We start from the raw sequence: 23,819 nt of genomic DNA, 5'->3' as shown, positions 1-23,819 counted from the left end.
CGGCGCCCGCGTCCCTGCCCAGTAGTGGCGGCGTGACACCCTTGAGCCGTGCGTGTGCTGGTGGTGGAGGACGAGACGCGGCTGGCCGCGTCCCTGCGGCGGGGCCTGCAGGCGGAGGGCTTCGTGGTGGACGTCGAGGCCACCGGCCCCGGCGGGCTGGACGCCGCCCGGCACGGCGACTACGACGCGATGATCCTCGACGTGATGCTCCCCGGGCTCTCCGGCTACGAGGTGGTGCGCCGGCTGCGCGCCGAGGAGCGCTGGCTGCCCGTGCTCATGCTCTCGGCCAAGGACGGCGAGTACGACCAGGCCGACGGGCTGGACTGCGGCGCCGACGACTACCTGACCAAGCCCTTCTCGTACGTGGTGCTGCTGGCCCGGCTGCGGGCGCTGCTGCGCCGCGGCGCGCCCGAGCGCCCGGCCGTGCTCGCGGTCGCCGACCTGCGGCTGGACCCGGCGCGGCGACGGGTCACCCGGTCGGACGCCGAGGTGGCCCTGACCGCCCGCGAGTACGCCCTGCTCGCCTACCTGATGCGCCGCCCCGGCGAGGTGGTCTCCAAGACCGAGCTGCTGGACCACGTCTGGGACGCCTCGGTGGAGACCGCCCCGAACGCGGTCGAGGTCTACGTCGGCTACCTGCGCCGCAAGATCGGCCGGGACCGGCTGGAGACGGTACGCGGCGCCGGCTACCGGCTGGCCACATGAGGCGCCGGCTCAGCGAGCTCCTGCCGGACCTCGGGCTGCGGTCCCGGCTGCTCGCGCTCGGGGTGACCGGGCTGGTCGTCGGGTTCGCGCTCGGCGGGGCGCTGCTGCTCGGCGCGCTTGGCTGGACGTTGCAGCGCTCCGTCGACGCCGAGGCGCTCCGCACCGCGGACGCCGTCGCACTGCTGGCGGCCGAGGACGCCCTGCCCGATCCGCTGCCGGTGGCCGGCGGGCAGCTCCGCGTCCAGGTGCTCGACGGCCAGGGCCGGATCCGGGCCGCCTCCATCGACGCCGACCGGCTGGTGCCGATGCTCGGTGCCGACCAGTTGCGCGCCGGGGAGCGCCAGCGGCTGGTGGTGGACGGGCGGCGGGTCGGCCTGACCGGGCCGGTCCGGGTGGTGACCGTGCCGGCGGGCACCGCGGACGAGCCGCTCACCGTGCTGGTCGCCAAGTCGATGTCCGACGTCCGGCACAGCCTGCACGTGGTCCGGAACCTGCTGCTGGTCGGCTTCCCCTTGCTGGTGGCCGGGCTGGCCGTGGTGGCCTGGCGGGTGGTGGGGGCGACCCTGCGGCCCGTGGAGGCGTTGCGCAGCGGGGCCGCCGAGATCACCGGCCGGGCCGGGGCGGAACGGCTGCCCGTGCCGGCTGCGCGGGACGAGATCCAGCGGCTGGCGGTCACCCTCAACGACATGCTGGACCGGCTGGCCGCCTCCCGCGACCGGCAGCGGGCGTTCGTCGCCGACGCCGCGCACGAGCTGCGCAGCCCGGTGACGAACATGCGCACCGAGCTGGAGGTGGCCCGGCGGCTGGGCGACGGGACGGACTGGCCGGCGGTGGCGGAGAACCTGCTCGCCGACACCGAGCGGCTCAGCCGGCTCGTCGACGACCTGCTGCTGCTGGCCCGTCTCGATGAGCAGGCCGCCCGGCCGGACCGTCCCGCGCCGCACGCCGTCGGCCCGGTGGAGCTGGGCGAGCTGCTGCGCGGGGTGGCCGAGCGCTATCCGTCCCCGCCGCTGCGCCACGCGTCGCCGCCCGGCCCGCTCTGGACCGAGGGGGACCCGGGGGAGCTGCGCCGGGTGCTGGTCAACCTGGTGGAGAACGCGCTGCGGCACGCGCACGGCGAGGTGCGGCTCGCGGTCACCGGCCCGCATGCGGACCCGCCGGTGCCCCGGCAGCGGGGCGGTTCGGTGTACCACCTGGTCACGGTGACCGACGACGGGCCGGGCATCCCGGCGGCGGACCGGGAGCGGGTCTTCGCCCGCTTCACCCGGCTGGACGACGCCCGGGCGCGCGACGCCGGCGGCGCCGGCCTCGGCCTGGCCATCGTGCGGGAGTTGGTCCGCCGGGCCGGTGGCGCCGTCGAGCTGGCCGACGCCACGCCGGCGGCGGCCGCCCCGGGGCTGCGGGTGACGGTACGGCTGCCGGCGCTGGCCGACCCCGACGCGGAGTGACCGGTCAGCGGCGCCGTTTCGTGCAGACCGGGCCGGTCCGGGCGACGCTGTCGGTGGACCAGACCAGCGCGACGGTGAAGCAGTAGTCGGTGGTGCGGTCGAGGCCGTAGGCGATGTAGTCGACGGAGCCGGCGGGCAGGGTCAGGAAGGTGCGCTGCGGCTGCCCGGAGCGACCGCCGGCGACCACCACCGGCCCCTCGGCCCCGGCGGGGTAGGTCCAGCTCAGCACGATGCTGTCCCGCCGGTCGGCCAGGGTGAGCTGCCCGGGCGGGGTGCCGGGGGATGCGGCCGGGGCGGCGGTCGGCGTGCCGGCGGTGGGACCGGCCGACGAGGCGTGCCCGGTCGGCGCGGGCGCCGGGGCGTCCCGCCCGTCGTCCACCCGCGACACCCCGGCGATCACCGCGATGGTGCCGAGCAGCAGCGCCACCACCACGCCGGCCACCACGAGCGGCAGCCACGGTGTGTTCCGGCGCTCGGCGGCGGGCGGCCGGGGCACGTGCACCGGTAGGTAGCGCGACGGCGCCTCGGGCTCGGTGGTCCGGGGCACCCGGCGTACGCCCGCCGGCTCGGAATCGGTCAGGCCGACCACGGTCGGTGGCAGCGCGCTCTCCCCGGGCCGCCACGGCTCCTCGGCCGGCTCGTCCGGCGGCCACGGATAGTCGGCGAACGCCTCGTCGTCCGCCTCGGGCGGGGTGCGGGGTGTCGGCACGTGGGGGCCCTCGGCCCGGTCCGGCGGGCGGTAGAGCGGCGTCTCGACCGGGTCGTCGAGGGTCGGTGGCTGGTAGGGCGGCAGGTCGGGCGGCCCCTCGGCGGGCGGGGGGACGCGGGCCGCCGGCACCACCGGGGTCTCCCGGGCCGGTGGCTCCGCCGCGCCGCAGACGTGGTCCGGGTCGGCGGCGGCCCGGGCCAGCCCGGCGACCTGGGCGGCCAGCGGGTCGTCGGCGGCCAGGTGCTCCCGGCACAGCTCCTCGGCGAGCGTCAGGTGCTCGTGGGACTCGGCGTAGCGGCCGCAGTCGCGTTCCATGGCGCCGAGCTTGGCCAGCATCTTGATGCCGCTGGGGTGGCCGTCGCCGTAGACCTCGCGGTGCAGCTCCCAGGCGTCCTGCAACCGGTCGCGGGCCACGTCGCACTGGCCGCGGGCGTATTCCACGGTGGCCAGGTCGGCGTGGGCGGCCAGCACCCGCTGCGACTCCGGCCCGTCGCGGGCGGTCAGCTCGATGATGACGTCGGAGTAGAGCCGGGCGGCGCGGGCGTCGCTGCCGACCCGGTGCAGCACCGCGGCCAGGGTCGCGGCGGCGGTGACCGTGCGCTCGTCGGAGCGCCCGAACAGCCGGGTGGTCGCCGCGTATGCGAACGCGGCCCAGCCGCGCGCGGAGTGCGGCTCGCCGAGCGCCACGAGCACCCGGGCCTGGAGACCGGCGGCCTCGGCCAGCTCGGCGGAGGCGTTGGCGGGACGGGGATCGGCGTCGCTCAGCGCGTCGGCGAGCAGTTGCTGGGCACCGGTGAGGTCGCCTTCGGACACCAGGTGGTGCGCCTGGACAGTCAGGTCAGCGAAGCCGGAGGACACGCCCCATCGTGCTCATCCGGCGACGGTAAGTACAACCCCCGCTGTGGATCAGTTTGGTCGCGATCCGGTCAGGTGCTCGGCGAGGGTCTCGCTGATCCGCCGGAGCTGGTCCACCTGGGCCGGGCTGAGCGCGTCGAAGAGGTGCCGGCGTACCCCGGCGACGTGGCCGGGCGCGGCGGCGGCCAGGGTGGCGAAGCCGGCGTCGGTGAGGACGGCGAGCTGGCCGCGCCGGTCGGTGGGGCACTCCTCGCGTCGGATCCACCCGGCGGCCTCCAGGCGGGCGGCGGCGTGCGAGAGGCGGCTGCGGGAGGAGCCGGTGGCGTCGGCCAGGTCGCTCATCCGTAGCCGCCGGTCGGGGGCCTCGGAGAGCCGGACCAGGATCTCGTAGTACGCGTGCGGCATCCCGGCGTCGCGTTGCAGCTCGCGGTCGAGGGTGTCCATCAGCGCCCGCGAGGCGGTGAGGAAGGCCCGCCAGGTCCGCTGCTCGTCGGGGTCCAGCCACCGGGTCATGACGGCCATCATAGCGCGTGTTGTTGAACGCTCAACCAAACCGCGCTACGGTCGGTGTCATGGGAATCCACCGGCTCAACCACGCCGTCCTCTACGTCCGTGACCTTGACCGCAGCGTCGCCTTCTACCGCGACGTGCTCGGCTTCCGCCCGGTGCCGATGACGCCGGACGGTTTCCGCGGCGCCGCGTTCCTGCAGGCGGCCGGCTCCACCAACGACCACGACCTCGGGCTGTTCGAGATCGGCGCGGCCGCCGGGCCCTCCCCGGCCGGCCGGAGCGCCGTCGGCCTCTACCACCTTGCCTGGGAGCTGGACACCCTGGACGAGCTGGCCGCCACCGCCGAGCGGCTGGCCGCCGCCGACGCCCTGGTGGGCGCCTCGGACCACGGGACCACCAAGAGCCTCTACGGCCGCGACCCCGACGGGCTGGAGTTCGAGATCGTCTGGATCGTCCCCGCCGACCTGCTCGACGACGCCGCCCTCGCCGCCCGCACGCGGATCGGCCGGCTCGACCTCGACCGCGAGCGGCAGCGCTACGGCGGCCAGACCCGAGGCGGCGTGGGGATCTCCATTCCCGCTTGACCGGCGATGCGGTAGAACGGCAGCATGTCGACCGACGCCGTCCTGCGCGAACTGCTCGTCCGGCAACTCGATTACTGGTTGCCCGCCGCGTTGCATCGTTCGCGGCGGGCCACCCTGGCCCTCGCGTACGCCGGAAGCGACGTCGGTGGCGCGGAGGCCGCGCTGCGGGTGGTGGCCGAGTTCGCCGACCGGCTGCGCGGCCGGCGGCTGACCGTGCTCGTGCTCGCCGAGGGCGGCGCGGAGCTGCCGGCCCGGTTGGGCGCGGCGGAGGCCGCCCTGCCGGCGGACGTCGCCGTGCACGTGGTGCCGGGCCGGCCGGACCGGCTGCCGGTGGCGCTCAAGGCGGCCGGCGCGGCGGGCGCCCCGCTGTTCACCGTGCTCGACGGCGGCGAGCCCGATCCCGCCCTGCTGGCCGCCGCCGCGTCCGGCCGCCCGGCCGAGGTGCTGCTGGTCACGGCGCCCGGCCGGTCGCTGCGCCCGGCGCTGACCGGGGCCGGCTTCCCGCTGGTCACCGAGGTCGAGCTGGTGCCGGTCGACGGCGGGCCGGCCCGGCTGTTCGGCTACGCGACCGGCTCCGACCGCGGCCTGGAGGCGGTCAAGGACGCCCTCTGGGCGGTCGACGAGTACGCGGGGGTGCGCTACCGCGACCCGGCCGACCCGGCGGGGCGCCTGCTCGACATCAGCCTCGACCCCGAACCCGGCCCGCTGCGCCGCGAACTGCTGGCCGAACTCGCCCGCTCCGGCCCCCGTACGGTCACCGAGCTGCGCCGCTTCGCCGCCACCTCGACGGTCTACCGGGCCGCCGACGCGAACCGGGCGCTCGCCTCGCTGCTCGCCGCCGGCGCGGTGACCCGCGACCCCGAGCACGGCCGGCTCGGCGGGGACGTGGTGATCAGCGCCGCGTCGGGCGGGGCCGCTGGGTCATCTGCCTGACCACGATGGACGCCCCGGTGGCGGCGAGTTGACGGCGTACGTACCTGGCCGGTGACCAGGAACGCGGGGTTCCCGTCGGCGGAACGAGGAAGCCCGCCTGAACGCCGAGCGGGGTGCCGGTGAACCACCGGCACCCCGCGCGACCTCGGGACGTCACGCCCGGGACTTGTCCTGCTTCCAGGAGAGCGGTCCCGGCAGGTCCACGCGGTGGGCGCGGGACCGCGAGTTCCACGACCAACGGCCGATCTTGATGCTCCAGGAGGAGAAGCCGTTCTCGGTGAAGTTCAAGATCAGCGGGCCGTACTTCTGCCGCTTGCGGAACACGATGCCCATCGCGGGGCTCCTCTCGTCGTCCTCCCTGCCTCTGCGGCATCGAACATGCCCGAAAGGGCGGTTCGCGAAACCCGGTCGGATCCGGTCTGGACGATGCCCGTCCCACCCGTCACAATCTCTATCCAACGGGTAGGTGTTAAGGGGCGGTAAATGCTGGTGGTGACGGTTGGTAACAAAGCCAGCGATGCAAGTCTCAGTCTGTGGAAGGGCATTGACCGACGCGGAGAACGGTCGGCAGCATGAGGTCATGTCGCAGCGGGACGAGCTTCTCCTCACCGCTCGCGTGCACGTCGACCTGGTCCGGCACGCGAGCGCGCTCTGTTGAGCTGACCGCTTCCGGTCGTCGCATCTCCTCCGCTCGTCCGCTCCCGTCGCCGGCGCATCGTGGCCCGGCCGGCAGCGGCGTGCTCTCGCGCCCCTCGCGGGCCCTCGCCACCGCATCGTGGACAGATCAGGAGACCTCTCCATGCCCTCGACCCGTCAGTCGCTGCGGCGTACCCTCGCCGCCGCCGTCACCCTGCTCGCCCTCACCGCCGCCACGGGATGCGGCGCCGACGCCGCCGCGGGCGGCCGGCAGACCACCCAGCTGCGTTACCAGGGCTCGGTCGGCCAGGTGACCCTCCCCGAACTCGCCGCCGACCTCGGCTACCTCGGCGACGTCACGCTCGACTGGATCGGCAACGTCACCGGCGGCCCCGCCGACATCCAGGCCACCGCCACCGGCCAGACCGACTTCGGCGGCGCCTTCAACGGCGCGATCGTCAAGCTCCAGGCCGCGAACGCCCCGATCACCGCCGTGGTCGCCTACTACGGCTCCGACGCGCAGACCTTCCAGGGCTACTACGTCCTCACCGACAGCCCGGTCCGCGGCCCCCGCGACCTCATCGGGAAGAAGGTCGGCATGAACACCCTCGGCGCGCACGCCGAGGCGGTCCTCAAGACCTGGCTGGCCTCCGGCGGCCTGACCCCGGCCGAGATCGCCAAGGTCGAACTGGTCGCGCTGCCCCCGGTCAACATCGAGCAGTCGCTGCGGCAGCACCAGATCGACGTCGCGGTGCTCGGCGGCGTCATCCGCGACAAGGCGGTGGCCGCCGGCGGCGTCCGCACCGTCCTCACCGACTACGAGCTGCTCGGCGCGTTCAGCGGGGGCAGCTACGTCTTCCGGGACGATTTCATCACGCGCAACCCGGCGACGGTCCGGGCGTTCGTCACCGGGGTGGGCAAGGCCATCGAGTGGGCCCGCACCCAGCCCCGGGAGACCGTCGTGGCCCGGCTGGAGGCCATCATCGCCACGCGCGGCCGCAACGAGGACCCGTCGCTGGTGCGGTACTGGAAGTCCACCGGCGTCGCCGGCAAGGGCGGCGTGATCAGCGACCGCGAGTTCGCCACCTGGATCGACTGGCTGGCCGACTCCGGCGAGCTGAAGGGCGACCGGCCGAAGCCCGCCGACCTGTACACGAACAGGTTCAACGAGTTCGCCGCCGGTGGGGGTGGCGCGTGAGCACCGACAAGATCCTCTTCGACCGGGTGACGAAGGTCTTCCCGGGCCGGCGGGGCAGCGGCGGCGCGGTCACCGCGCTCGACGAGCTGACCCTCGGCGTACGCCCCGGCGAGTTCCTGGTCGTCGTCGGCCCCAGCGGCTGCGGCAAGTCCACCCTGCTCGACCTGCTCGGTGGGCTCTCCGCCCCCACCGGCGGGCAGGTGCTGGTCGACGGCCGCCCGGTCACCGGGCCCGGCCTGGACCGGGGCATCGTCTTTCAGCAGTACGCGCTGCTGCCCTGGCGCACCGCCGCCGGCAACGTCGGGTTCGGACTGGAGGCCAAGGGCGTGCCGCGCGCGCAGCGCGCCGACCTGATCGCCCACCACCTCGACCTGGTCGGGCTCGCCGGGTTCGCCGACCGCTACCCGCACGAGCTCTCCGGCGGCATGAAGCAGCGGGTGGCCATCGCCCGCAGCCTCGCGTACGACCCCGACGTGCTGCTCATGGACGAGCCGTTCGCGGCGCTCGACGCGCAGACCCGCGATTCGCTCCAGGACGAGCTGGTCCGCATCTGGCAGGCCACCGGCAAGACGATCGTCTTCATCACCCACGGCATCGACGAGGCCGTTCACCTCGGCCAGCGGGTCGCCGTGATGACCTCCCGCCCCGGGCGGATCAAGGAGGTCATCGAGATCGAACTGGGCGACCGGGAGGCGGAGGAGGACCTGCGCTCCTCCGACGCGTTCCGGCACCACCGACACCAGATCTGGACGCTGCTGCGCGACGAGGTGCGTGCCGCCCAGTCCGCCGTACGAGAGGAGGCCCGCGTTGGTTGACGTCGCCGAACGACCCACCGCAGCGGTGGCCCGGCCCGCCGTGTCCCCGGCGGCCCCCGCCGCCGCGCCCACCCTGTCCGGGCGGCTGCTCGGGCTCGGCGGCCGGGCCCTGCACCGCAGCGTCGCGCTGCTGGCGCTGGCCGCGGTCTGGGAGACCGCGCCCCGCGCCGGGCTGGTCGACCGGGTCTTCCTGCCCCCGCTGTCCGAGGTGCTCACCGCCTGGTGGACGCTGCTGCGCACCGGGCAACTCGCCGACCACGTCGGCGCCAGCCTGACCCGCTCGCTCACCGGGCTGGCCCTGGCCGTGGCCGCCGCGATCCCGCTCGGCCTGCTGATCGGCTGGTACCGGCCCCTCGCCGACCTGCTCAGCCCGCTGCTGGAGGTGTTCCGCAACACCGCCGCGCTGGCGCTGCTGCCGGTCTTCGTGCTCATCCTCGGACTGGGCGAGACCTCCAAGATCGCCCTGGTGGTCTACGCCTGCTCCTGGCCGATCCTGCTGAACACCATCGCCGGGGTGAAGGGCGTGGACCCGCTGCTGATCCGCTCGGCCCGCTCGATGGGGCTCAACCACCTGCGGCTGTTCCAGAAGGTGATCCTGCCGGCGGCCGTGCCGACCATCTTCACGGGCGTCCGGCTCGCCGGGGCGTACTCGATCCTCGTGCTGGTCGCCGCCGAGATGGTCGGCGCGAAGGCCGGGCTCGGCTACCTCATCAACTACGCGCAGTACAACTTCGCGATCCCCGACATGTACGCCGGGATCATCACGATCTCCGCCATCGGCCTGGTCGTCAACCAACTCCTGGTCGCCGGGGAACGCCGCTTCTCCACCTGGCGCGTCGACGTCACCGCCTGAGAGGAACCCCCATGTCCCGAACCCTGCACCTCAACGCGTTCCTGATGGGCGTCGGCCACCACGAGGCGGCCTGGCGGCACCCGCGCACCGACCCGCGCCGGGTCGCCGACGTCACCCACTTCCAGGAGCTGGCCCGGATCGCCGAGCGGGGCACCCTCGACTCGGTGTTCCTCGCCGACTCACTCGCCGTCGGCCCGACCGTCCGGCACAACATCCAGGCCGTCTTCGAGCCGCTCACCCTGCTCGCCGCGCTGGCCACCGTCACCGAACACATCGGCCTGATCGCCACGGCCTCCACCACCTACAACGAGCCGTTCAACCTGGCCCGCACGTTCGCCTCGCTGGACCACCTCAGCGGCGGCCGGGCCGGCTGGAACATCGTCACCTCCGCGCAGGCCCGGGAGGCCCGCAACTTCAACCTCGACGACCACCCGGCGCACGCCGACCGGTACCGCCGGGCCGCCGAGTTCGCCGACGTGGCGATCAAGCTCTGGGACAGCTGGGAGGACGGCGCGCTGGTCCTCGACACCGCGGCCGGCGTCTTCGCCGACACCGACCGGGTGCACGAGATCGCGCACCGGGGCGACCGGTTCCGGGTGCACGGCCCGCTCAACACCCCCCGCCCGCCGCAGGGCCGGCCGCTGCTGGTCCAGGCCGGCTCGTCCGCCGATGGCATCGCGTTCGCCGGCCGCTACGCCGAGGCCGTGTTCACCGCCCAGCAGACCGTCGCCGACGGCCAGGCCTTCTACGCCGAGCTCCGGCGGGCGACCGCCGCCGCCGGCCGCGACCCCGACGGGGTGAAGGTGCTGCCCGGTATCGCGCCGGTGATCGGGGGTACCGAGGGAGAGGCCCGTGCCCTCGCCGACGAACTGGAGGCGCTGATCGTGCCCGAGCACGCCCTCGCCCAGCTCTCCGGCATGACCGGTCTCGATCTCACCGGACTGCCGCTGGACGGGCCGCTGCCCGACCTGCCCGACGTCACCGCCGTGCAGTCGCACCAGAGCCGCTACCAGCTCGTCGTCGACCTGGCCCGGCGGGAGAAGCTCACCATCCGGCAGCTCATCGGCCGGCTCGGCGGCGGGCGCGGGCACCGCGTCGTCGCCGGCACCCCGGAGCAGATCGCCGACCAGATCGAGCTCTGGTTCACCCAGGGCGCCGCCGACGGCTTCAACGTCATGCCACCCCTGCTGCCCCACGGACTGGAGGCCTTCGTGGACCACGTCGTACCGCTGCTGCGCCGGCGCGGCCTGTTCCGGCACGAGTACACCGGACGCACCCTGCGCGAGCACTACGGTCTGCCCCGCCCGGCCAGCAGCTACGCCGGCCGAGAGCTGGTGACCGCGTGACCACCGTGGACCGGCCCGGGGCCGGCACCGTCGAGCTGCGCCCGGTCGACACCGACACGTTCCGCGGCCTGCTGCGCCGGCAGGCGTCCACGGTCACCGTCGTCACCACCCCCTGCCTGCACACCGGCCGGCGCCTGCCGTCGCTGCCCCCGGCCGGCTTCACGGCCACCTCGTTCACCTCGGTGTCGCTGGACCCGCCGCTGGTGTCGTTCTGCCTCGGCCGCGAGTCGTCGAGCTGGCCGACCGTGGCCCACGCCGAGCACGTGGCCGTGCACCTGCTCGCCTCCGGTCAGCAGGAGGTCGCGAAGATCTTCGCCACCAGCGGGATCGACCGGTTCGCCGGCCACCCCGGCTGGGAGACCGGACCGTTCGGGGTGCCGCTGATCGGCGACGCCCTGGCCGTGCTGCTCTGCCGGGTGGTCCGCCGGATCGAGGCCGGCGACCACACCCTGGTGCTCGCCGAGCCCCTCGCGCTCGGCGCGGGCGAGGACGGCGACCCGCTGGTGCACCACCGCGGCGGCTACACCACGACGCTCGGCGCGTGGCCGGAGACGTGGTGAGCGCACCCACCACCGAGCTGCTCGCGCTCGACCGGGCCGCCCAGGACCTGCTGTTCCGGGGGGCCCGGACGGCCAACGCGTTCACCGACGAACCGGTCGACGAGGAGCAGGTCCGGGCGATCCACGACCTGGTCCGCAACGGCCCGACCGCGATGAACGCCCAGCCGCTGCGGGTGCTGCTGCTGCGCTCGGCGTCGGCCCGGGCCCGACTGCTGCCGTACCTCAGCTCCGGCAACCGGGACAAGACGGCGGGCGCGCCGCTGACCGCGGTGCTCGCGGCCGACGTGGACTGGCACGACCGGTTGCCCGAGCTGTTCCCGCACCGGCCTGGCGCGCGGGACTGGTTCACCGGCGATCCGGCCGGCCGGGAGGCCCAGGCCCGGCTCAACGCCGCGCTCCAGATCGGCTACCTGCTGGTCGGGGTACGCGCCGCCGGGCTGGCCGCCGGCCCGATGGCCGGGTTCGACACCGCCGGGGTGGAGCGGGAGTTCTTCCCGGGCGGCCGGCACCGGGTGCTGCTGCTCATGAACATCGGCCGGCCGGCACCGGACGCGTGGCGGGAGCGGCTGCCCCGGCTCGACTACGCCGAGGTGGTCAGCACCCTCTGAGGCGTCAGCGGGGCTCCCAGGCGTCGGGGCGGGCGATCAGCTTGCGAACGTGGCCGGGGAGCTTCCCGCTGGCCATCTCGGCCAGGCTCACCTCGTCGACCACCTGCCGGACGGCGGCGCGGACGGCCACCCAGAGCCGGGGCAGGTTCTCCGCCGCGCCCTCGTACCGCGTCTCCTCGGGGCGCAGCCCGCGTACCCCGGCGAGCGGGCCGTCGACGGCGCGCAGGATCTGCCCGATGGTGATGTCGCGCGGCGGCCGGGCCAGGGTGTAGCCGCCCTCGGCGCCGCGCTGGGCCCGGACGATCCCGGCCCGGCGCAGGTCGGCCAGGACTGCTTCGAGGAACTTGCGGGGCATGTCCTGCTCGGCCGCGATGGCCTGGGTGGACACCAGGGTGGGGTACGCGGTGGCCAGGCTCAGAGCGGCCCGGACCGCGTAGTCGCCGCGCGCGGAGATCTGCACAGTGCCATCATGCCCGGCCGGCCGGGGCGGGGGAGTCGGCGGGCGGGCGAGGGCGCACCATGCGGACGGGCAGAGGTTGCTCCCGGGCCGCCCGGAAGGCACCCGGGCTCACCCCCACCTCGCGGGTGAAGAAGCGACCGAAGTTGGTCGGCTCGGGGAAGCCGAGCCGCCGGCCGATCCGGGCGATCGGCTCGTCGGTGGCGGCGAGCAGGCGGCTGGCCTGCAACGCCACCCGCTCGTCGATCACCTGCTTGGCGCTGCGGCCGGTCACCGCCAGGCAGGCCCGGGTCAGGGTACGCACCGAGCAGCCGAGCTGGGCGGCATAGTCCTCCACCCGGCGGGTGTGCCGGTAGCCGCGCTCCACCTCCCGGCACAGCCGGCGGAAGGTCTCCGACTCGGCCCGCGGCGTCGCCCGCTCCCCGGTGCCGGGCAGCAGGCTCAGCCGCAGCAGCAGCACGGCGAGCTGGTGGCGCAGCAGCGCCACCGCGGCCGGGACGCCGGCGTGCCGGTCGGCGTCCACCGCCAGCTGGGTCACCTCGCTGATCACGGCGTCCTCGTCCTCGCCGGCGAGCTGCCGGTACGCCGGCACCGCGTCCGGGTCGACGTCCAGGCCGCGCAGCGTCTCCGGGCCCCAGCGCACCACCGTCGCGTCGAGCTGCGGACCGTGGCAGCGCAGCACCTGACCGGGGCGGGCCCGCAGCAGCGTGCCCGGGCGGCAGGGCAGCGCGCGGAAGTCCAGCTCCGCCGTGCCGTGACCGTGGGTGACCAGGACCAGCAGGTCGGCGTCGAGCAGGACCGGCCGGGACCAGCCGGACGCGGGTGCCAGGTCGGCGAGCGCACCGGTGGCGATCTCGTCGGCGTCGACGCGAGCGGACAGGTCGGTGCGGGTTGCCGGGGAGGGCTGACCGGTAGTGACCATCGTCCCGACGGTAACCGCCCGACGCGCACGTTGCATCTCGACGGTTTCGGCCGGCCTTGTCGGCACCGACGGGGGACGGTTAGGTTACCGATCGGTAGCGCCGGGGTCGCCCGACCGACCCGCGGCCCCGCACACCGGCGATGGGATGGGCATGACGGATCTGTTCTCGGTCGAAGGCAAGACGGTGCTGGTCACCGGCGGCTCACGGGGGATCGGCCTGATGATCGCCCGGGGCTTCGTGCGGGCCGGCGCCAAGGTCATCATCTCCTCGCGCAAGGCCGACGTCTGCGAGGCCGTGGCCAAGGAGCTCTCCGCCGAGGGGCACTGCGAGGCGATCCCCGCCGACCTCGGCCACGACGAGGGCGCGCTCGGGCTGGCGCAGGCCGTGCGGGACCGCACCGACCGGCTCGACGTGCTGGTCAACAACGCCGGCGCCACCTGGGGCGCGCCGCTGGAGTCGTACCCGGAGGCCGCGTTCGACAAGCTCTGGGCCGTCAACGTCAAGGCCGTCTTCCGGCTCACCACCGCGCTGCTGCCCGCGCTGCGCGCCGCGGCGAGCCCCGACGACCCGGCCCGCGTCATCAACATCGGCTCGATCGACGGCATCCGGGTGCCGTGGATGGAGGTGTACGCCTACTCGGCGACCAAGGCCGCCGTGCACATGCTCACCCGCAGCCTCGCCCACCAGCTCGCCGGCGAGCAGATCACGGTCAACGCGATCGCGCCGGGGCCGTTCGAGAGCAAGATGATGGCCTTCGCGCTGGAGGACCCGGCCTCCCGGTCGGCCATCGAGCAGCAGGTGCCGCTGGGCCGGATCGGCCGCCCCGAGGACATGGCGGGCACGGCGATCTACCTGTCGTCGCGCGCCGGCGCGTACCTGACCGGGGCGGTGATCCCGGTCGACGGTGGGATCACCACGCACGGCTGAGGCGTACCCCGGACCTGACGGCCCGGGGCCGCGCGGACTCGGCAGATCCGCGCGGCCCCGGGTGTGCCGTGTCAGCGGCCGGCGAGCAGCCGGTTCACCGCCGTGTCGACGTCCAGGTGCTCGGCCTCGCGGCCGCGCGGGACGACGACGTAGGTCCGGCGCAGGAAGCGCACGAGCACGCTGCGCGGGACCTCGAAGAGGGCGTTGCCGTCCGGCGACGACAGCGCGAGCGCGACGAAGTCGCCGCGCGGGGTGGCCCACGGCCAGACCCGGACATCGCCGATGCCGGCCGGCTCGTCGAGCCCGGTGACCAGCAGTTCGCGGGCGAACGACCAGCTCACCGCCTCGCCGCCAGCGGATTCGGCGTGGAACAGGACATGGACCGCATACGGGTCAGCAGGGTCGTAACGCAGACTGGCGCGCACCGGCAAGGCGGTGGCGTCAGGCGCGACGAGCCTTAGCGACGTCTCGACCTCTACGGTCGTCGGTCGAATCACACTCATGGACGTTCTCCCCCCGGCACCGCTGCGGAACGCGCGTGTCCCGCTTTTCCCATACTCAGGTGCTGCTCCTGGCTACGCTCCGCCATACGCTGACTTCACCCAGTGGTGGGAAGGGGGTCGGAAAGCCTCCGAGAACATGAAAATTCTTGTAGGATTTCCGCTTCCGCCCGATCCGTCATCCCGCCCGGCAACGGGTGGTTCAGTCGTCGACTTACTCCGGTAACGTCCAGTCCTCAGCAGGGGTGACGGTCCCGGGCGACACTGGGGGTGGAAATGGTCACGAGGGGTTCCTCGGTGGAAACGAGGACCACGGCCAGCCCACCGAAAGGTGCGGTCCGAGCAGCCAAAAGTCGGGGGTACGAGGTGCCTGTCGAAGGGGGTCGGGGGACCGCTCTCGCCGAGCGGCGCCGCGGGGGATGGCGCGGGCGCCTGCACACCACCCTCGAACTGATCCGGGCCAACCCCACCGGCCGGGTCGCCCTCAAGATCTTCATCGGCCTGCTCGGCGCCATCGTCGTCACCCTCGGCATCGCCCTCATCCCGCTGCCCGGACCCGGCTGGCTGCTGGTGATCGCCGGCCTCGGCGTCTGGGCCGTCGAGTTCCACTGGGCGCGACGGCTGCTCGCCTTCACCCGCCGGCACGTCAACGCCTGGACCCGGTGGGCGACCAGCCGGTCGCTGCCGGTGCGCTGCGCCCTGGGCGCCGCCGGGCTGGTGTTCGTGTCGGTCGTGCTGTGGCTGTCGCTCAAGTACAGCCTGGGGATCGACATCGTGGCGCGGGCGCTGCACTACCTCGCGACGCACTGAGACCCGGTTTTTGGTCGGGGGTCTCGATCAGGTAGAGTCATCGGCGCTGAGGGCGATTAGCTCAGCGGGAGAGCGCTTCGTTCACACCGAAGAGGTCACTGGTTCGATCCCAGTATCGCCCACGCAGGTCAAAGGCCACTTCCCGGCTTCGGAGGTGGCCTTTTTGCTTGCGTACAGCAGTGAAGTACAGCAGTTCGTTCAGCGGCCGAGTGAGTCGCCGAGGCGCTTGAGTGCTTCCCGCGTCGTTTTGGACGAGACCTGGGTGTAGATCTCCATGGTCACGGAGAAGCGGGCGTGCCGGAGGACCTGCATGGCGACTCGCGGGTGGACGTCCAGGTCGGCCAGGAGCGTGGCGCAGGTGCGCCTGGCGTCGTGGACGGTGATGGTCTTGACTCCCGCCTTCTCGCACCGGGTCTGCCAGGAGCGTTGGAAGTTGCGCGGCTCGATGGGTGTGCCGTAGCGGGTGGTGAATAGAAGGTCGGTTTCCTGCCAGGCGTTGCCGGCGGCTGCTCGGGCCTCGTTGCGTTGTTCTTGTCTGAGCTTGAGGGCGGTCAGGCAGATGTCGGGCAGGGGGAGGGTGGCGTCGGGCGCCTGGGTCTTGGTGTCGCGGTGCAGGAGTTGCCCGCGGACGCGTTGCAGTTGGCGGCCGATGGTCAGCTCTCCGGCGTCGAGGTCGACGTCCTCCCACGTCAGTCCCAGTGCCTCGCCCTTGCGTAGGCCGGTGACGAGGACCAGGGCGTAGGCGGCGTAGAGCGGGTCTTCGTCGGCGCGGGCCGATTCGAGGAATTTGCGGGCCTCGTCGCTCGACCAGGACTTGCCCCGGCGGCGGCGGACGGTGGCGAGGGTGACCGGGACGGCCGGGTTCTTGGTGATGAGGTCTTCGGCTTGGGCGTGGGTGAGGGCGGCCCGCAGGGCGGCCCGGATGTCGCTGACCGTCCGCGTTGACGGGACGGCTTGGCAGCAGCGGCCGACCGCACAGCAGCGGCGCTTGTGCTTCGGCCGGGCGGCGTCCTTGCCCTGGGCGCAGCACTGGCAGGTGCGGGCTACCTGGTTGATCCAGGTCTGCACGTCCCTCGATTGGAGCCGGTCGAGCCGCTTGGCCCCGAGGCCGGGGGAGATGTAGCGGCGGACGAAGGTCTCGTAGGTGGCGTAGGTCAACGGTGCCCGGTTCGGCTGGATGATCTCCGTGAGCCAATAGGTGAGGAAGCTGCCGACCGTGGGGACGCTCGTTGCCACCGGTCCCTGCTTCGCCTGCTGGTGCAGTTTGATCCACTTGTCGTGCACTGCTTCGCGGGTCTTCCCGTAGACGTACTTGCGGTCCCGCCGGCCGTCGGGCTTGGTGACCCAGACGTATGCGGCGAAGCCGTTGCGGTAGGGGAAGATCGAGCCTTCGCCGTTGGCTCGTGCGCGTGCGGGCATCAGGCGGCCTCCTGACGTTCGACCTGCTCGCGGATGTAGTCGTCGACCCATTCGGGGAGGATGCGGCGGTACTTGCCGTCCTTGATGGAGCGCAGCTCGCCGGTGGCGATCTTCATCTTGACCTTGGAGATGCCGAAGCCGAGCAGGACGGCGACCTCGGCAGGCGAGTACCAGCGAGGAGTGAGGTCATGGCTCATGCGGCGGCTCCGAGGAGCCAGGCTTCGTAGGCGAGCTCTTCTCGGCCGATGCGTCTGCTCTCGCGTCGCTGTTCCGCGGCGGTGTTGGCGAGCAGGGCGTCTCCCTCGGAGAGCCAGCCGGAGCCGATGTAGGTGAGGGTGCCGACGTTGATCGTGTCGGCCGGTTGGTCGTCCTCTTCTCGGCGGTAGGTGGCGCGGGTGTCGCGGAGTAGGGCGAAGGTTACGGAGTAGCGGCGGGCTTTGGTGAGGAAGTGACCGCCGAAGCCGAGCATGTGCGCCCAGCGGCGTAAGCCGCCGTAGATGTTGGGTTTGGCGTCAAGGCCGCCTTGACGATCGTCGGCGGTTGTGGCGCCGCTGCTGGTGTCGGTGGGGGTGGGGCGGCCGAGATGCCAGCAGGCGTCGATGAGGCGGGCGACGTGGTCGCCTTCGGGGTCGGCGTAGTCGTCGATGGTGGCGGGGGTGAGTCGAGTGGAGCAGTGGCCGGTGACTTCGGTGGCCTTGGTGGCGTACTTCGCGAGGTAGGCCCCGACCTTGCCGTCGGTCAGCTCGCCGCCGGCGGAGTTGATGTGTCGGACGTCGACCTGCTTGCCCCAGGCGACCAGCCAGCCTTCGGGCTGGTCGGGGTGCGCGGGTGTGGTGACCGTGATCTGCCGAGCGGCGGCGTGGACGGCATCCTCCAGGTCGTCGACGGTGATGCCCGCCGGTGGCGGCACGAGAGTGTCCGAGTCGTCGGGGTCGACGCCGTCGAGGCGTAGCAGGGCGTGGAAGTGCACGGCGGCGCGGCGTTGCATCTCGGCGACCTTGCCGTGGGAGACCCGTACGGGCGGCACCCAGCGGACCTTGCCGGAGGCGGTGACGATGCCGACCTTGGGGATGCCGCGCTTGCCGCAGAGCGCGGCTAGGTAGCGGTCGATGGCCTGTTTGGTGCGCCGCCACAGCTCGCCGGAAAAGTAGTTCCAGACGACCTGGTGGTCGTGGTCGTAGCAGTCCAGGCACAACGGCTGTCCGAGCCGCGGATCGTCGACGTCGTGGCGGGCGAAGCACGCCGCGGGTCGCCCGTGCTGGCAGGTGCCGGCATTGCTGCGGGCGCGGCAGTGCGCGGGGCGGCAGTCGCAGCGCTGCCGGTTGTGGCAGGTGTGGCGTGGGACGTGCCGGTGGTGGACCGGGCCGAAGGAGGGGGCGGTGAAGGTGGCGAAGACGACCGGGTGCCGGCCGACCGAGGCGGGGACACCCTTACCGCCGGTCACACCGCGACAGACGACTTGGTAAGCGTCGCCCTGGTAGACCCAGGCGCAGTCCGGGCACACCGATTCGCGGCGGTTGCCGCACGCCTTGTAGAGCGTCCGGTCGGGCAGCTCGTCGGTGTGCAGCTGGCCGGTGATGCGGCCGGTGTTCCGGTCGACGGCGGCGATGGTGCCGGTGAGGCGGATCGGGCGAGCACAGCCGCCGGCGGGGCGGGTGTGCTCCAGCCAGCCGGAGAACTCCGGCGTGGCGGCGCGGTGCAGGACCTGGGCGTCACGGCCGACGGCGAGACCGGGGCCGTCGATGGTGAGCGGGGTGGTGGACACGACTGTCTCCTCATCAGGGGGTGGCGGGGACGGGAGACGAAGCACCACCAGCCGTGGAAATGTGTCCGCTGGTGGTGTTCGTCGGGTCTCCTGGCACCGCCGAGAGGGCGGCTGACGCCGGAGGGCGGAATCGTGGTCGTACCACTTCCCGCCGATGGGTCATGTCCTTTCACGCTCGTGAACCTGGTGAGTGGGCTGGCACGGGTGGGGAGCCTGGGTTGTCGGCATCCGGCGGGTTGCCGCAGGCTGCCCCCACCCGTGGAGGTGAGCGAATCCGGGCCATCTTCGACGGTAGGGAAGACCGTGCTGGGCCGCTCAGCGGATTCGGGAACCGACATGGGGGCCGGTGTGATCGAGGGCCGGCGGGACGTGGCCCGCATCAGCGGCAGGAAGGCCGCTCGGCATCCCAACGTCGAGGCCAGCGATCCGGCAGGAAGGCCGCGCTGTCGTGCTCGACGAGCGCCAGAGTAGCACCGCGTACCGACACGTCAACCCGCCGTAGTCCGGTGCGAAGTGCAGGCCCCAATAGCGGTGGCGATGGCGGCGCGCTGGCCCAAGGATGGTGCCGTGGTTACCGAGAAGCTGAAGGGAATCGTGCTGGTAGACGACCTGCGCTCGTTCGTTGATGGCCGGGTGGCACAAGTCGCGCGCACCAGCAGGGCCGGCATTGAGGCGCTGGAGCGACACCGCGGACAGCGATTGGACGAGCTGTGGCTGGATCACGACCTCGGCCAGGACGACACGATTTGGCCGGTCGTCGAGGTGTTGGAGCGGGCCGCGTTCGAGGAGCGCCCGTTCGATATCGGCGTCGTTTACGTCCACTCAGCGAACCCCGCCGGCGCTGGAAAGATCATGCAGGCGTTGCGCCGCTGGGGCTACAACGTGCGCTCTGCGGCTGGGTCACCGTACGTCGGCTATCTGGCAGAGGCCGAGTAGCGGCCCGGGGAGGCCGGCTGTCGGCCTGTCGGGCTCCACTTGATGCGTTACGGATTGCGTTCAGTTGATCCGTTACGCCTCCGGCTAGACGATCACGGCACCGTGCGCACGATCGTCCTGTGAGTTCAGGCTTGGATGCGGCTGCGGATGTCCCGGGCGAGGGCTGTCTGGCTGTCGTCGTCGACCCGTAGGACGCCGTTCTCAGCCATCACCGCGTGGAACTGCTGCGACTTCACGCCTGCCCCGGCCGCTCTGGCGCGTGTGCACGGGGATGGGCAGGACAGCGTCGCTGTGAACCTACACGGGAGCGTGCCAGCTGGGATGCCGTTACACGGACGGGTCCCAGGCTGCGAGCTGATCGAAGATACGACGGTCGCCTTCGAACTTCAGGGAATCCAACGGTATGCGGCCGTAGAAGAACAGGACCAGGTCACTGGCCGTGCCCCGGGCGGAGACGTCGGCCGTGTCCGAGTCCTCGCCGGCAGCGGGAGCGCCGAGGCGGGCGACCTGTGCGCCGTTGTGGGACAGCCGAAGGCGCCAGGAGTGGCCCTCGGTGGCGTGGTAATCGACGACGGCGGGTTCGTGTGGCCAGGCGACCGTCGTCGCGCAGAGGGTGAACTGGCAGTCGTCGAAACCGTCGAGAGCGATCTCCTCCGGTATCGGCTTCGGGGCGCCCCCGGTGAGCTGGACGTCGTAGGTGTGCACCGCGATCTCGTGGAGCTGGCGCCGCGCCCAGGCCCCGGAGGTCTGCGGTGACGGCGAGTCCCACCACCATGTCCAGCAAGCGCGATCCGGGCCGGCCTCGCGCAGCGCGCTCGCTAGTTGCTCGATGGACTCGGTCCACCAGGCCAGTAGAGCCTCGCGCTCCCGAGGTGCGCCCGTGCCGCCTCCCCATGCGGACTCCTCCGGCGGAGCGTCCGCGGGCCCTGCGGTGACGATGGCGGCTGCTTTGCGGCGGCCCATGCCCACGTGTTGCACGTGATCGAACAGCGTCCGCTCGGGATGGGTCGGCATCTGAACGTCGAGGCTGTGTGCCGCGGCGACCGCGGCGCGAAAGGCGGTCGACCGTTCGTCAATGAGCCGCAGCTGTTCAGGGAACGTCAAAGTCTTTTGCACTCCGGCTTTCTAGCACTGTGCTCCGACAATCGGACAGCGATTTCCACAGCCGACGCGGCGGGCGCAAACGCGCAGACGAAGCAAGGCCCTCCGCTCACCCGACGCGCCTACTGCTGAAAGTCGAACGCGACCTTCGCTGGCTGGTTCCCCATACGAGGAGAGTGTCGTGCATCAAGTGAAGCCACGACGTAAAGCATCAAGCGGAGTACGACAGGCCGGCTGTCGGCCTGTCGGGTCTCAGGACCTGCGTGACAGATCGGTCTCAGGACCCGCGTGACGCGGGCGGCTAGATGACCTTGCTCCGTCCGGCCATCTACAGTGACGCCGATGGAGCTAGCCGAGATCCGCCGGTATCCGATCAAGTCGCTGCTCGGCGAGCAGCTCACCGCCGTCGAGGTTGACCAGCGGGGATTAGTTGGTGACCGTTTGTGGGCCGTGCGGGACGCAGACGGGAAGCTGGGCAGCGGGAAGAACACCCGTCGCTTCCGCCGGATGCCCGGCCTGTTCACGCTCCGCGGGCATTTCGGTGATCCGGTGCCGCTCGTCGAGCTGCCCGACGGACGCCGCTTCGCCGCCGATGCACCAGCAGGGCATGAGGCTGTCGGCAAGCTGCTCGCCCGGCGCGTCACGATCGAGCGTCAGGCTGAGGTCATGCACCATGACGAGGGACCCGTAAGCCTGATCAGCACCGCCGCCCTGCGACGACTCCATGATCTCCTGGGGGAGCCGGTCGAGCCGTTGCGGTTCCGCGCCAACCTGCTTGTCGATGTACCGGGCAGCGACTTCCCTGAAGACGGATGGCTCGGAAAAACCGTTCGCATCGGTTCCGAGGTCGTCTTGAGACCACGCCAGCGGCTTACTCGATGCGTCATGATCGACCTCGCCCAGGAGGGCGCCCCGGAGCACGGACATCTCCTAAGAACCGTCGCGGATCACCACGACATGACCTTCGGCGTGTGGGCCACAGTCGAACGCCCTGGTCGTATCGCACTCGGGGATGCCGTCGAACCCATACCTAGCTGAGACACGAGCGGTCGGTGGAATGTCACCCAGGTCCTGATACCGATCTGTCACGCAGGTCACGAGACAGGACAGGCCGGCTGTCGGCCGTGTGTGAGGACTTTCCTTACGTCTATCAAGGCGGCCCTGAGCGGGCCGCACGCGCCGCCGCCAGGGCGCGCGCCGGCCGCTGCCGCTGCCGCTCTGCGGCCGACACGCCGAACGCCCGGCGGCTGGCGCGGAGAGCGGGGAGCCCGGAGGGCCGCCGCAGAACGACAGGACGTTGACCGGTGGAGTGGTGGGCCGGCAGCCGGCCGGGCCGCGCGGCCAGGACCCGCGCGGCGTGGGGGGAGCGCACGCAGGCCGCGTTGGCGAGCTGGCGGCGGTCGCGGGGTGCGGTTAGTGCGCCTCCGGCGGGGGCGCTCCGGCTCCAGGATGGCCGGGGCTCCGCCGGCGGGTCGCGGTCCGTGGGTGGTTGCGGTAGGCCATCCCGCCTGCCATCGACCCGGGGCGAGCCGAGCAGACCACCGCCCGACCCGCCAGCGTCCGAACCGGTGTCAAGGTCCGCTTGACGTGGCGGGTCGGGCGGCGGCCCGCTCCCCGGAAGGGCGGGTCGATGGCAGACGGGATGGCGCGGGAGCCATCTGATGCCCGAGGCTGCCTTACCCGACCTTGGAGACGATCTCTACAAGGTTGCCGTCCGGGTCGCGCAGCAGGGCATTGCGGTTGTTGTTGCCGGAATCGTGCGGCGGTTGGACCGCAGGGACGCCAGCGGTGACGAGCTTCTCGAAGGCCTCGTCGACGTCGTGTGTCCAGACCACCAGGACCATCGCGGGTCTGCCCGGCTCAGCCTCCACCCCGTGGACCCTCTTGGCCGCCTCGACCGTGCCGAGTCCGACGCTGAATCCGCCGAGCCGGAGTTCGATGTGCTCCGGGACTCCCTCGGTGGGAGTCCGGAACGTCTCCGTGAACCCGAGCAGATCGCGGTAGAAGCGGATCCCCGCTTCGATGTCGTGCGTGTAGAGATTGACGAACGCTGTCTCGAACATGCGTACCACAATAGGAGTTCGCGGCGGTCTGCGCTGGCCTGCAAGCGCCTCTTCCGGGGAGGGTGCCGAGTGTCCCGGCGAAGACCATGCCGGCCTGGGTGACTACCACCTCGTTGCTGGGCGTGTTCTCGGTTCCGCCCGTTCTAGCGCTATGGCTGATCGAACGCCGACGTCACCAGCGGTGAGTGACTAGCTGGGTGACGATCGGGATGGACGCCAGCGGACGGGCAGGGACGCTGGTGGTCGGCGCCCGCAGTTCAACGCCCATGAAGCGGCAGGCCGAAGCCCCGTGTTGGTTGCCTGGGGGTCAAGGAGTCGCCGGGTTGACATCCATGGAGCATCGGGATGGCAGGCTGTTCGCTCCAGGGTAGGCAAGCGTGAGGTGCTGCTCTGAGAAAAAGAGTTCATCGCCGTGTCGAAGACCGCCGCCTGCGCCCCCTCTTGATCAGAGCACCGAACACGCCGACGCACACAACCGAGCAGACACCCATGACTGCCGCCGCGAGCGGATCACTTTTCGGGCCTGACAAAATTCCCACCGATGCAATTCCGAAAATGACGGCAAGACTGGGCAACAAAATGCGCGCCACACCCCGATGATGACGCCGATTGTGTGCGGCGTTAATACGACGTTGCTCGGCAGTGAGGTTCTTCTCCCAGGGGGTGTTGAAGGGCCAGTTGGCCACCCAGATTATTGCAGCCAACCCCGCAATAATTATCAGCACCGTAAGGACGGCTTTGAAGAACATGCTCTACCTCCAGAAGCCGTCAGTCCATGACAGAACCGAAGGCGTTGGTGAAGTGTCATGGTCGGCGGGGACCGGGGTCAGTGAGTGCGGGGTGATAGTGGCTGGTAAGCAGACGGCCTGTAAAGCATGGCCGTCGGCTGGTGCGGTTAGGGCTGGCCGAGGGATCGCTGGCGCCCACCTCACCCCACAGGGCGGGGCTGTCGACAGCAACGGTGACAGCAACGAGGCGGCACGAGGACAGCCGCCGACTGCCGCCCGCGGACAATGGCCCGAGGTCGCAGATGCGGACGGACACCGCCAGACGAAGTGGTCAGAACTCAGACGAAACTCCATGGGTAGCGGTGGATTTACCTATGCGGCGAGTGGGGTGAGGTCGGCTTGGTAGCCGAGGTCGTGCAGTTGGCGTAGT

The 23,819-nt window shown here is 72.0% G+C and carries 27 protein-coding genes and 1 tRNA gene; 16 read left to right on the top strand and 12 right to left on the bottom strand.

All coding sequences use genetic code 11. The annotated features are described in order from the left end of the window. Positions 1-48 precede the first annotated feature (48 nt). Together ACFYPD_RS13185 and ACFYPD_RS13180 are read left to right on the top strand one after the other, a co-directional pair. Positions 49-705: a response regulator transcription factor gene (locus tag ACFYPD_RS13185; RefSeq protein ID WP_387112477.1), complete on the top strand. Its 657-nt coding sequence runs from the start codon at positions 49-51 to the stop codon at positions 703-705. Continuing rightward, positions 702-2,153, top strand: a complete 1,452-nt coding sequence (locus ACFYPD_RS13180) for a sensor histidine kinase (protein ID WP_387112474.1) — start codon at positions 702-704, stop codon at positions 2,151-2,153. Before ACFYPD_RS13185 ends, ACFYPD_RS13180 begins: the two co-directional genes overlap by 4 nt. A 4-nt stretch (positions 2,154-2,157) precedes the next feature. Here ACFYPD_RS13180 and ACFYPD_RS13175 read toward each other — a convergent pair whose 3' ends face one another. Both ACFYPD_RS13175 and ACFYPD_RS13170 read right to left on the bottom strand, forming a co-directional pair. Then, positions 2,158-3,720: a tetratricopeptide repeat protein gene (locus ACFYPD_RS13175; RefSeq protein ID WP_387112471.1), complete on the bottom strand. Its 1,563-nt coding sequence runs from the start codon at positions 3,718-3,720 to the stop codon at positions 2,158-2,160. A 48-nt stretch (positions 3,721-3,768) separates the two neighbouring features. Then, positions 3,769-4,239 (bottom strand): MarR family winged helix-turn-helix transcriptional regulator, encoded by a 471-nt coding sequence (locus ACFYPD_RS13170; RefSeq protein ID WP_154230305.1) that lies wholly within the window; start codon positions 4,237-4,239, stop codon positions 3,769-3,771. Positions 4,240-4,289: 50 nt separating this feature from the next. On the opposite strand from ACFYPD_RS13170, the gene ACFYPD_RS13165 reads away from it, so the two are divergent. Together ACFYPD_RS13165 and ACFYPD_RS13160 are read left to right on the top strand one after the other, a co-directional pair. After that, positions 4,290-4,811, top strand: a complete 522-nt coding sequence (locus ACFYPD_RS13165; protein WP_387112468.1) for a VOC family protein — start codon at positions 4,290-4,292, stop codon at positions 4,809-4,811. A gap of 24 nt (positions 4,812-4,835) precedes the next feature. Next, positions 4,836-5,744 (top strand): hypothetical protein, encoded by a 909-nt coding sequence (locus tag ACFYPD_RS13160; protein WP_387112465.1) that lies wholly within the window; start codon positions 4,836-4,838, stop codon positions 5,742-5,744. Positions 5,745-5,897: 153 nt separating this feature from the next. On the opposite strand, the gene ACFYPD_RS13155 is transcribed toward ACFYPD_RS13160, so the two are convergent. Further along, complete coding sequence (locus tag ACFYPD_RS13155) at positions 5,898-6,077, bottom strand: DUF4236 domain-containing protein (RefSeq protein WP_091270009.1); 180 nt, start codon at positions 6,075-6,077, stop codon at positions 5,898-5,900. A 184-nt stretch (positions 6,078-6,261) separates the two neighbouring features. On the opposite strand from ACFYPD_RS13155, the gene ACFYPD_RS13150 reads away from it, so the two are divergent. From ACFYPD_RS13150 to ACFYPD_RS13120, 7 genes are all read left to right on the top strand, one after another. Continuing rightward, the gene (locus tag ACFYPD_RS13150) at positions 6,262-6,402 is read left to right on the top strand and encodes a putative leader peptide (RefSeq protein WP_387112463.1); all 141 of its coding nucleotides are present in this window, start codon (positions 6,262-6,264) and stop codon (positions 6,400-6,402) included. A 141-nt stretch (positions 6,403-6,543) separates the two neighbouring features. Continuing rightward, on the top strand, positions 6,544-7,578 hold the full coding sequence (locus ACFYPD_RS13145; RefSeq protein ID WP_387112460.1) for an ABC transporter substrate-binding protein: 1,035 nt from the start codon (positions 6,544-6,546) through the stop codon (positions 7,576-7,578). Next, complete coding sequence (locus ACFYPD_RS13140; RefSeq protein WP_387112457.1) at positions 7,575-8,393, top strand: ABC transporter ATP-binding protein; 819 nt, start codon at positions 7,575-7,577, stop codon at positions 8,391-8,393. The genes ACFYPD_RS13145 and ACFYPD_RS13140 overlap by 4 nt, the downstream gene beginning before the upstream one ends. Beyond that, on the top strand, positions 8,386-9,246 hold the full coding sequence (locus tag ACFYPD_RS13135) for an ABC transporter permease (RefSeq protein ID WP_387112455.1): 861 nt from the start codon (positions 8,386-8,388) through the stop codon (positions 9,244-9,246). Before ACFYPD_RS13140 ends, ACFYPD_RS13135 begins: the two co-directional genes overlap by 8 nt. A gap of 11 nt (positions 9,247-9,257) precedes the next feature. After that, positions 9,258-10,592, top strand: coding sequence for an LLM class flavin-dependent oxidoreductase (locus tag ACFYPD_RS13130; RefSeq protein WP_387112452.1), 1,335 nt, complete (start codon positions 9,258-9,260; stop codon positions 10,590-10,592). Then, complete coding sequence (locus tag ACFYPD_RS13125) at positions 10,589-11,152, top strand: flavin reductase family protein (protein ID WP_387112449.1); 564 nt, start codon at positions 10,589-10,591, stop codon at positions 11,150-11,152. The genes ACFYPD_RS13130 and ACFYPD_RS13125 overlap by 4 nt, the downstream gene beginning before the upstream one ends. Continuing rightward, positions 11,149-11,760: a malonic semialdehyde reductase gene (locus ACFYPD_RS13120; RefSeq protein WP_387112446.1), complete on the top strand. Its 612-nt coding sequence runs from the start codon at positions 11,149-11,151 to the stop codon at positions 11,758-11,760. Before ACFYPD_RS13125 ends, ACFYPD_RS13120 begins: the two co-directional genes overlap by 4 nt. A gap of 4 nt (positions 11,761-11,764) precedes the next feature. Here the strand turns inward: ACFYPD_RS13120 and ACFYPD_RS13115 are convergent, their stop codons facing one another. After that, the gene (locus ACFYPD_RS13115) at positions 11,765-12,220 is read right to left on the bottom strand and encodes an Rrf2 family transcriptional regulator (RefSeq protein ID WP_262284371.1); all 456 of its coding nucleotides are present in this window, start codon (positions 12,218-12,220) and stop codon (positions 11,765-11,767) included. Between the two features lie 7 nt (positions 12,221-12,227). Beyond that, the gene (locus ACFYPD_RS13110; RefSeq protein WP_387112443.1) at positions 12,228-13,139 is read right to left on the bottom strand and encodes a helix-turn-helix transcriptional regulator; all 912 of its coding nucleotides are present in this window, start codon (positions 13,137-13,139) and stop codon (positions 12,228-12,230) included. Between the two features lie 151 nt (positions 13,140-13,290). Here ACFYPD_RS13110 and ACFYPD_RS13105 point away from each other — a divergent pair, with 151 nt between their 5' ends. Beyond that, entirely contained in the window at positions 13,291-14,067 is a 777-nt protein-coding gene (locus ACFYPD_RS13105) for an SDR family oxidoreductase (protein WP_387112440.1), read from the top strand. Between the two features lie 71 nt (positions 14,068-14,138). Here the strand turns inward: ACFYPD_RS13105 and ACFYPD_RS13100 are convergent, their stop codons facing one another. Beyond that, positions 14,139-14,570 (bottom strand): SsgA family sporulation/cell division regulator, encoded by a 432-nt coding sequence (locus tag ACFYPD_RS13100; protein ID WP_007457244.1) that lies wholly within the window; start codon positions 14,568-14,570, stop codon positions 14,139-14,141. Between the two features lie 273 nt (positions 14,571-14,843). On the opposite strand from ACFYPD_RS13100, the gene ACFYPD_RS13095 reads away from it, so the two are divergent. Continuing rightward, entirely contained in the window at positions 14,844-15,377 is a 534-nt protein-coding gene (locus ACFYPD_RS13095) for a TIGR02611 family protein (RefSeq protein ID WP_387112437.1), read from the top strand. 50 nt (positions 15,378-15,427) lie between these two features. Continuing rightward, positions 15,428-15,499: transfer RNA gene (locus tag ACFYPD_RS13090), tRNA-Val, on the top strand. A 76-nt stretch (positions 15,500-15,575) separates the two neighbouring features. Here ACFYPD_RS13090 and ACFYPD_RS13085 read toward each other — a convergent pair. Genes ACFYPD_RS13085 through ACFYPD_RS13075 form a run of 3 tightly spaced genes read right to left on the bottom strand, consistent with a single transcriptional unit; the run spans position 15,576 to position 18,561 of the window. Continuing rightward, a complete protein-coding gene (locus tag ACFYPD_RS13085) occupies positions 15,576-16,796 on the bottom strand; it encodes a tyrosine-type recombinase/integrase (protein WP_387112434.1) in 1,221 nt (406 codons plus the stop codon). Continuing rightward, the gene (locus ACFYPD_RS13080; RefSeq protein WP_089007694.1) at positions 16,796-16,993 is read right to left on the bottom strand and encodes an excisionase family DNA-binding protein; all 198 of its coding nucleotides are present in this window, start codon (positions 16,991-16,993) and stop codon (positions 16,796-16,798) included. Before ACFYPD_RS13080 ends, ACFYPD_RS13085 begins: the two co-directional genes overlap by 1 nt. Then, positions 16,990-18,561, bottom strand: a complete 1,572-nt coding sequence (locus ACFYPD_RS13075) for a replication initiator (protein WP_387112431.1) — start codon at positions 18,559-18,561, stop codon at positions 16,990-16,992. The genes ACFYPD_RS13080 and ACFYPD_RS13075 overlap by 4 nt, the downstream gene beginning before the upstream one ends. A 567-nt stretch (positions 18,562-19,128) precedes the next feature. On the opposite strand from ACFYPD_RS13075, the gene ACFYPD_RS13070 reads away from it, so the two are divergent. Continuing rightward, entirely contained in the window at positions 19,129-19,497 is a 369-nt protein-coding gene (locus ACFYPD_RS13070; protein ID WP_387112428.1) for a cyclic-phosphate processing receiver domain-containing protein, read from the top strand. A gap of 327 nt (positions 19,498-19,824) precedes the next feature. Here ACFYPD_RS13070 and ACFYPD_RS13065 read toward each other — a convergent pair whose 3' ends face one another. Beyond that, complete coding sequence (locus ACFYPD_RS13065; protein WP_387112425.1) at positions 19,825-20,613, bottom strand: maleylpyruvate isomerase N-terminal domain-containing protein; 789 nt, start codon at positions 20,611-20,613, stop codon at positions 19,825-19,827. A 327-nt stretch (positions 20,614-20,940) separates the two neighbouring features. Between ACFYPD_RS13065 and ACFYPD_RS13060 the strand changes: the two genes are divergently transcribed. Further along, the gene (locus ACFYPD_RS13060) at positions 20,941-21,636 is read left to right on the top strand and encodes an MOSC domain-containing protein (RefSeq protein ID WP_387112422.1); all 696 of its coding nucleotides are present in this window, start codon (positions 20,941-20,943) and stop codon (positions 21,634-21,636) included. 638 nt (positions 21,637-22,274) lie between these two features. Here the strand turns inward: ACFYPD_RS13060 and ACFYPD_RS13055 are convergent. Together ACFYPD_RS13055 and ACFYPD_RS13050 are read right to left on the bottom strand one after the other, a co-directional pair. Further along, positions 22,275-22,661, bottom strand: a complete 387-nt coding sequence (locus ACFYPD_RS13055; RefSeq protein ID WP_387112420.1) for a VOC family protein — start codon at positions 22,659-22,661, stop codon at positions 22,275-22,277. 404 nt (positions 22,662-23,065) lie between these two features. After that, positions 23,066-23,410, bottom strand: coding sequence for a hypothetical protein (locus ACFYPD_RS13050; protein ID WP_387112418.1), 345 nt, complete (start codon positions 23,408-23,410; stop codon positions 23,066-23,068). Between the last annotated feature and the right edge of the window lie 409 nt (positions 23,411-23,819).

Origin of the sequence: Micromonospora sp. NPDC005299 (assembly GCF_042872345.1) — a bacterium.
Lineage (GTDB): Bacteria > Actinomycetota > Actinomycetes > Mycobacteriales > Micromonosporaceae > Micromonospora.
Note: the sequence above shows the minus strand (reverse complement) of the source record. Positions and strands in the feature narration are given on the sequence as shown.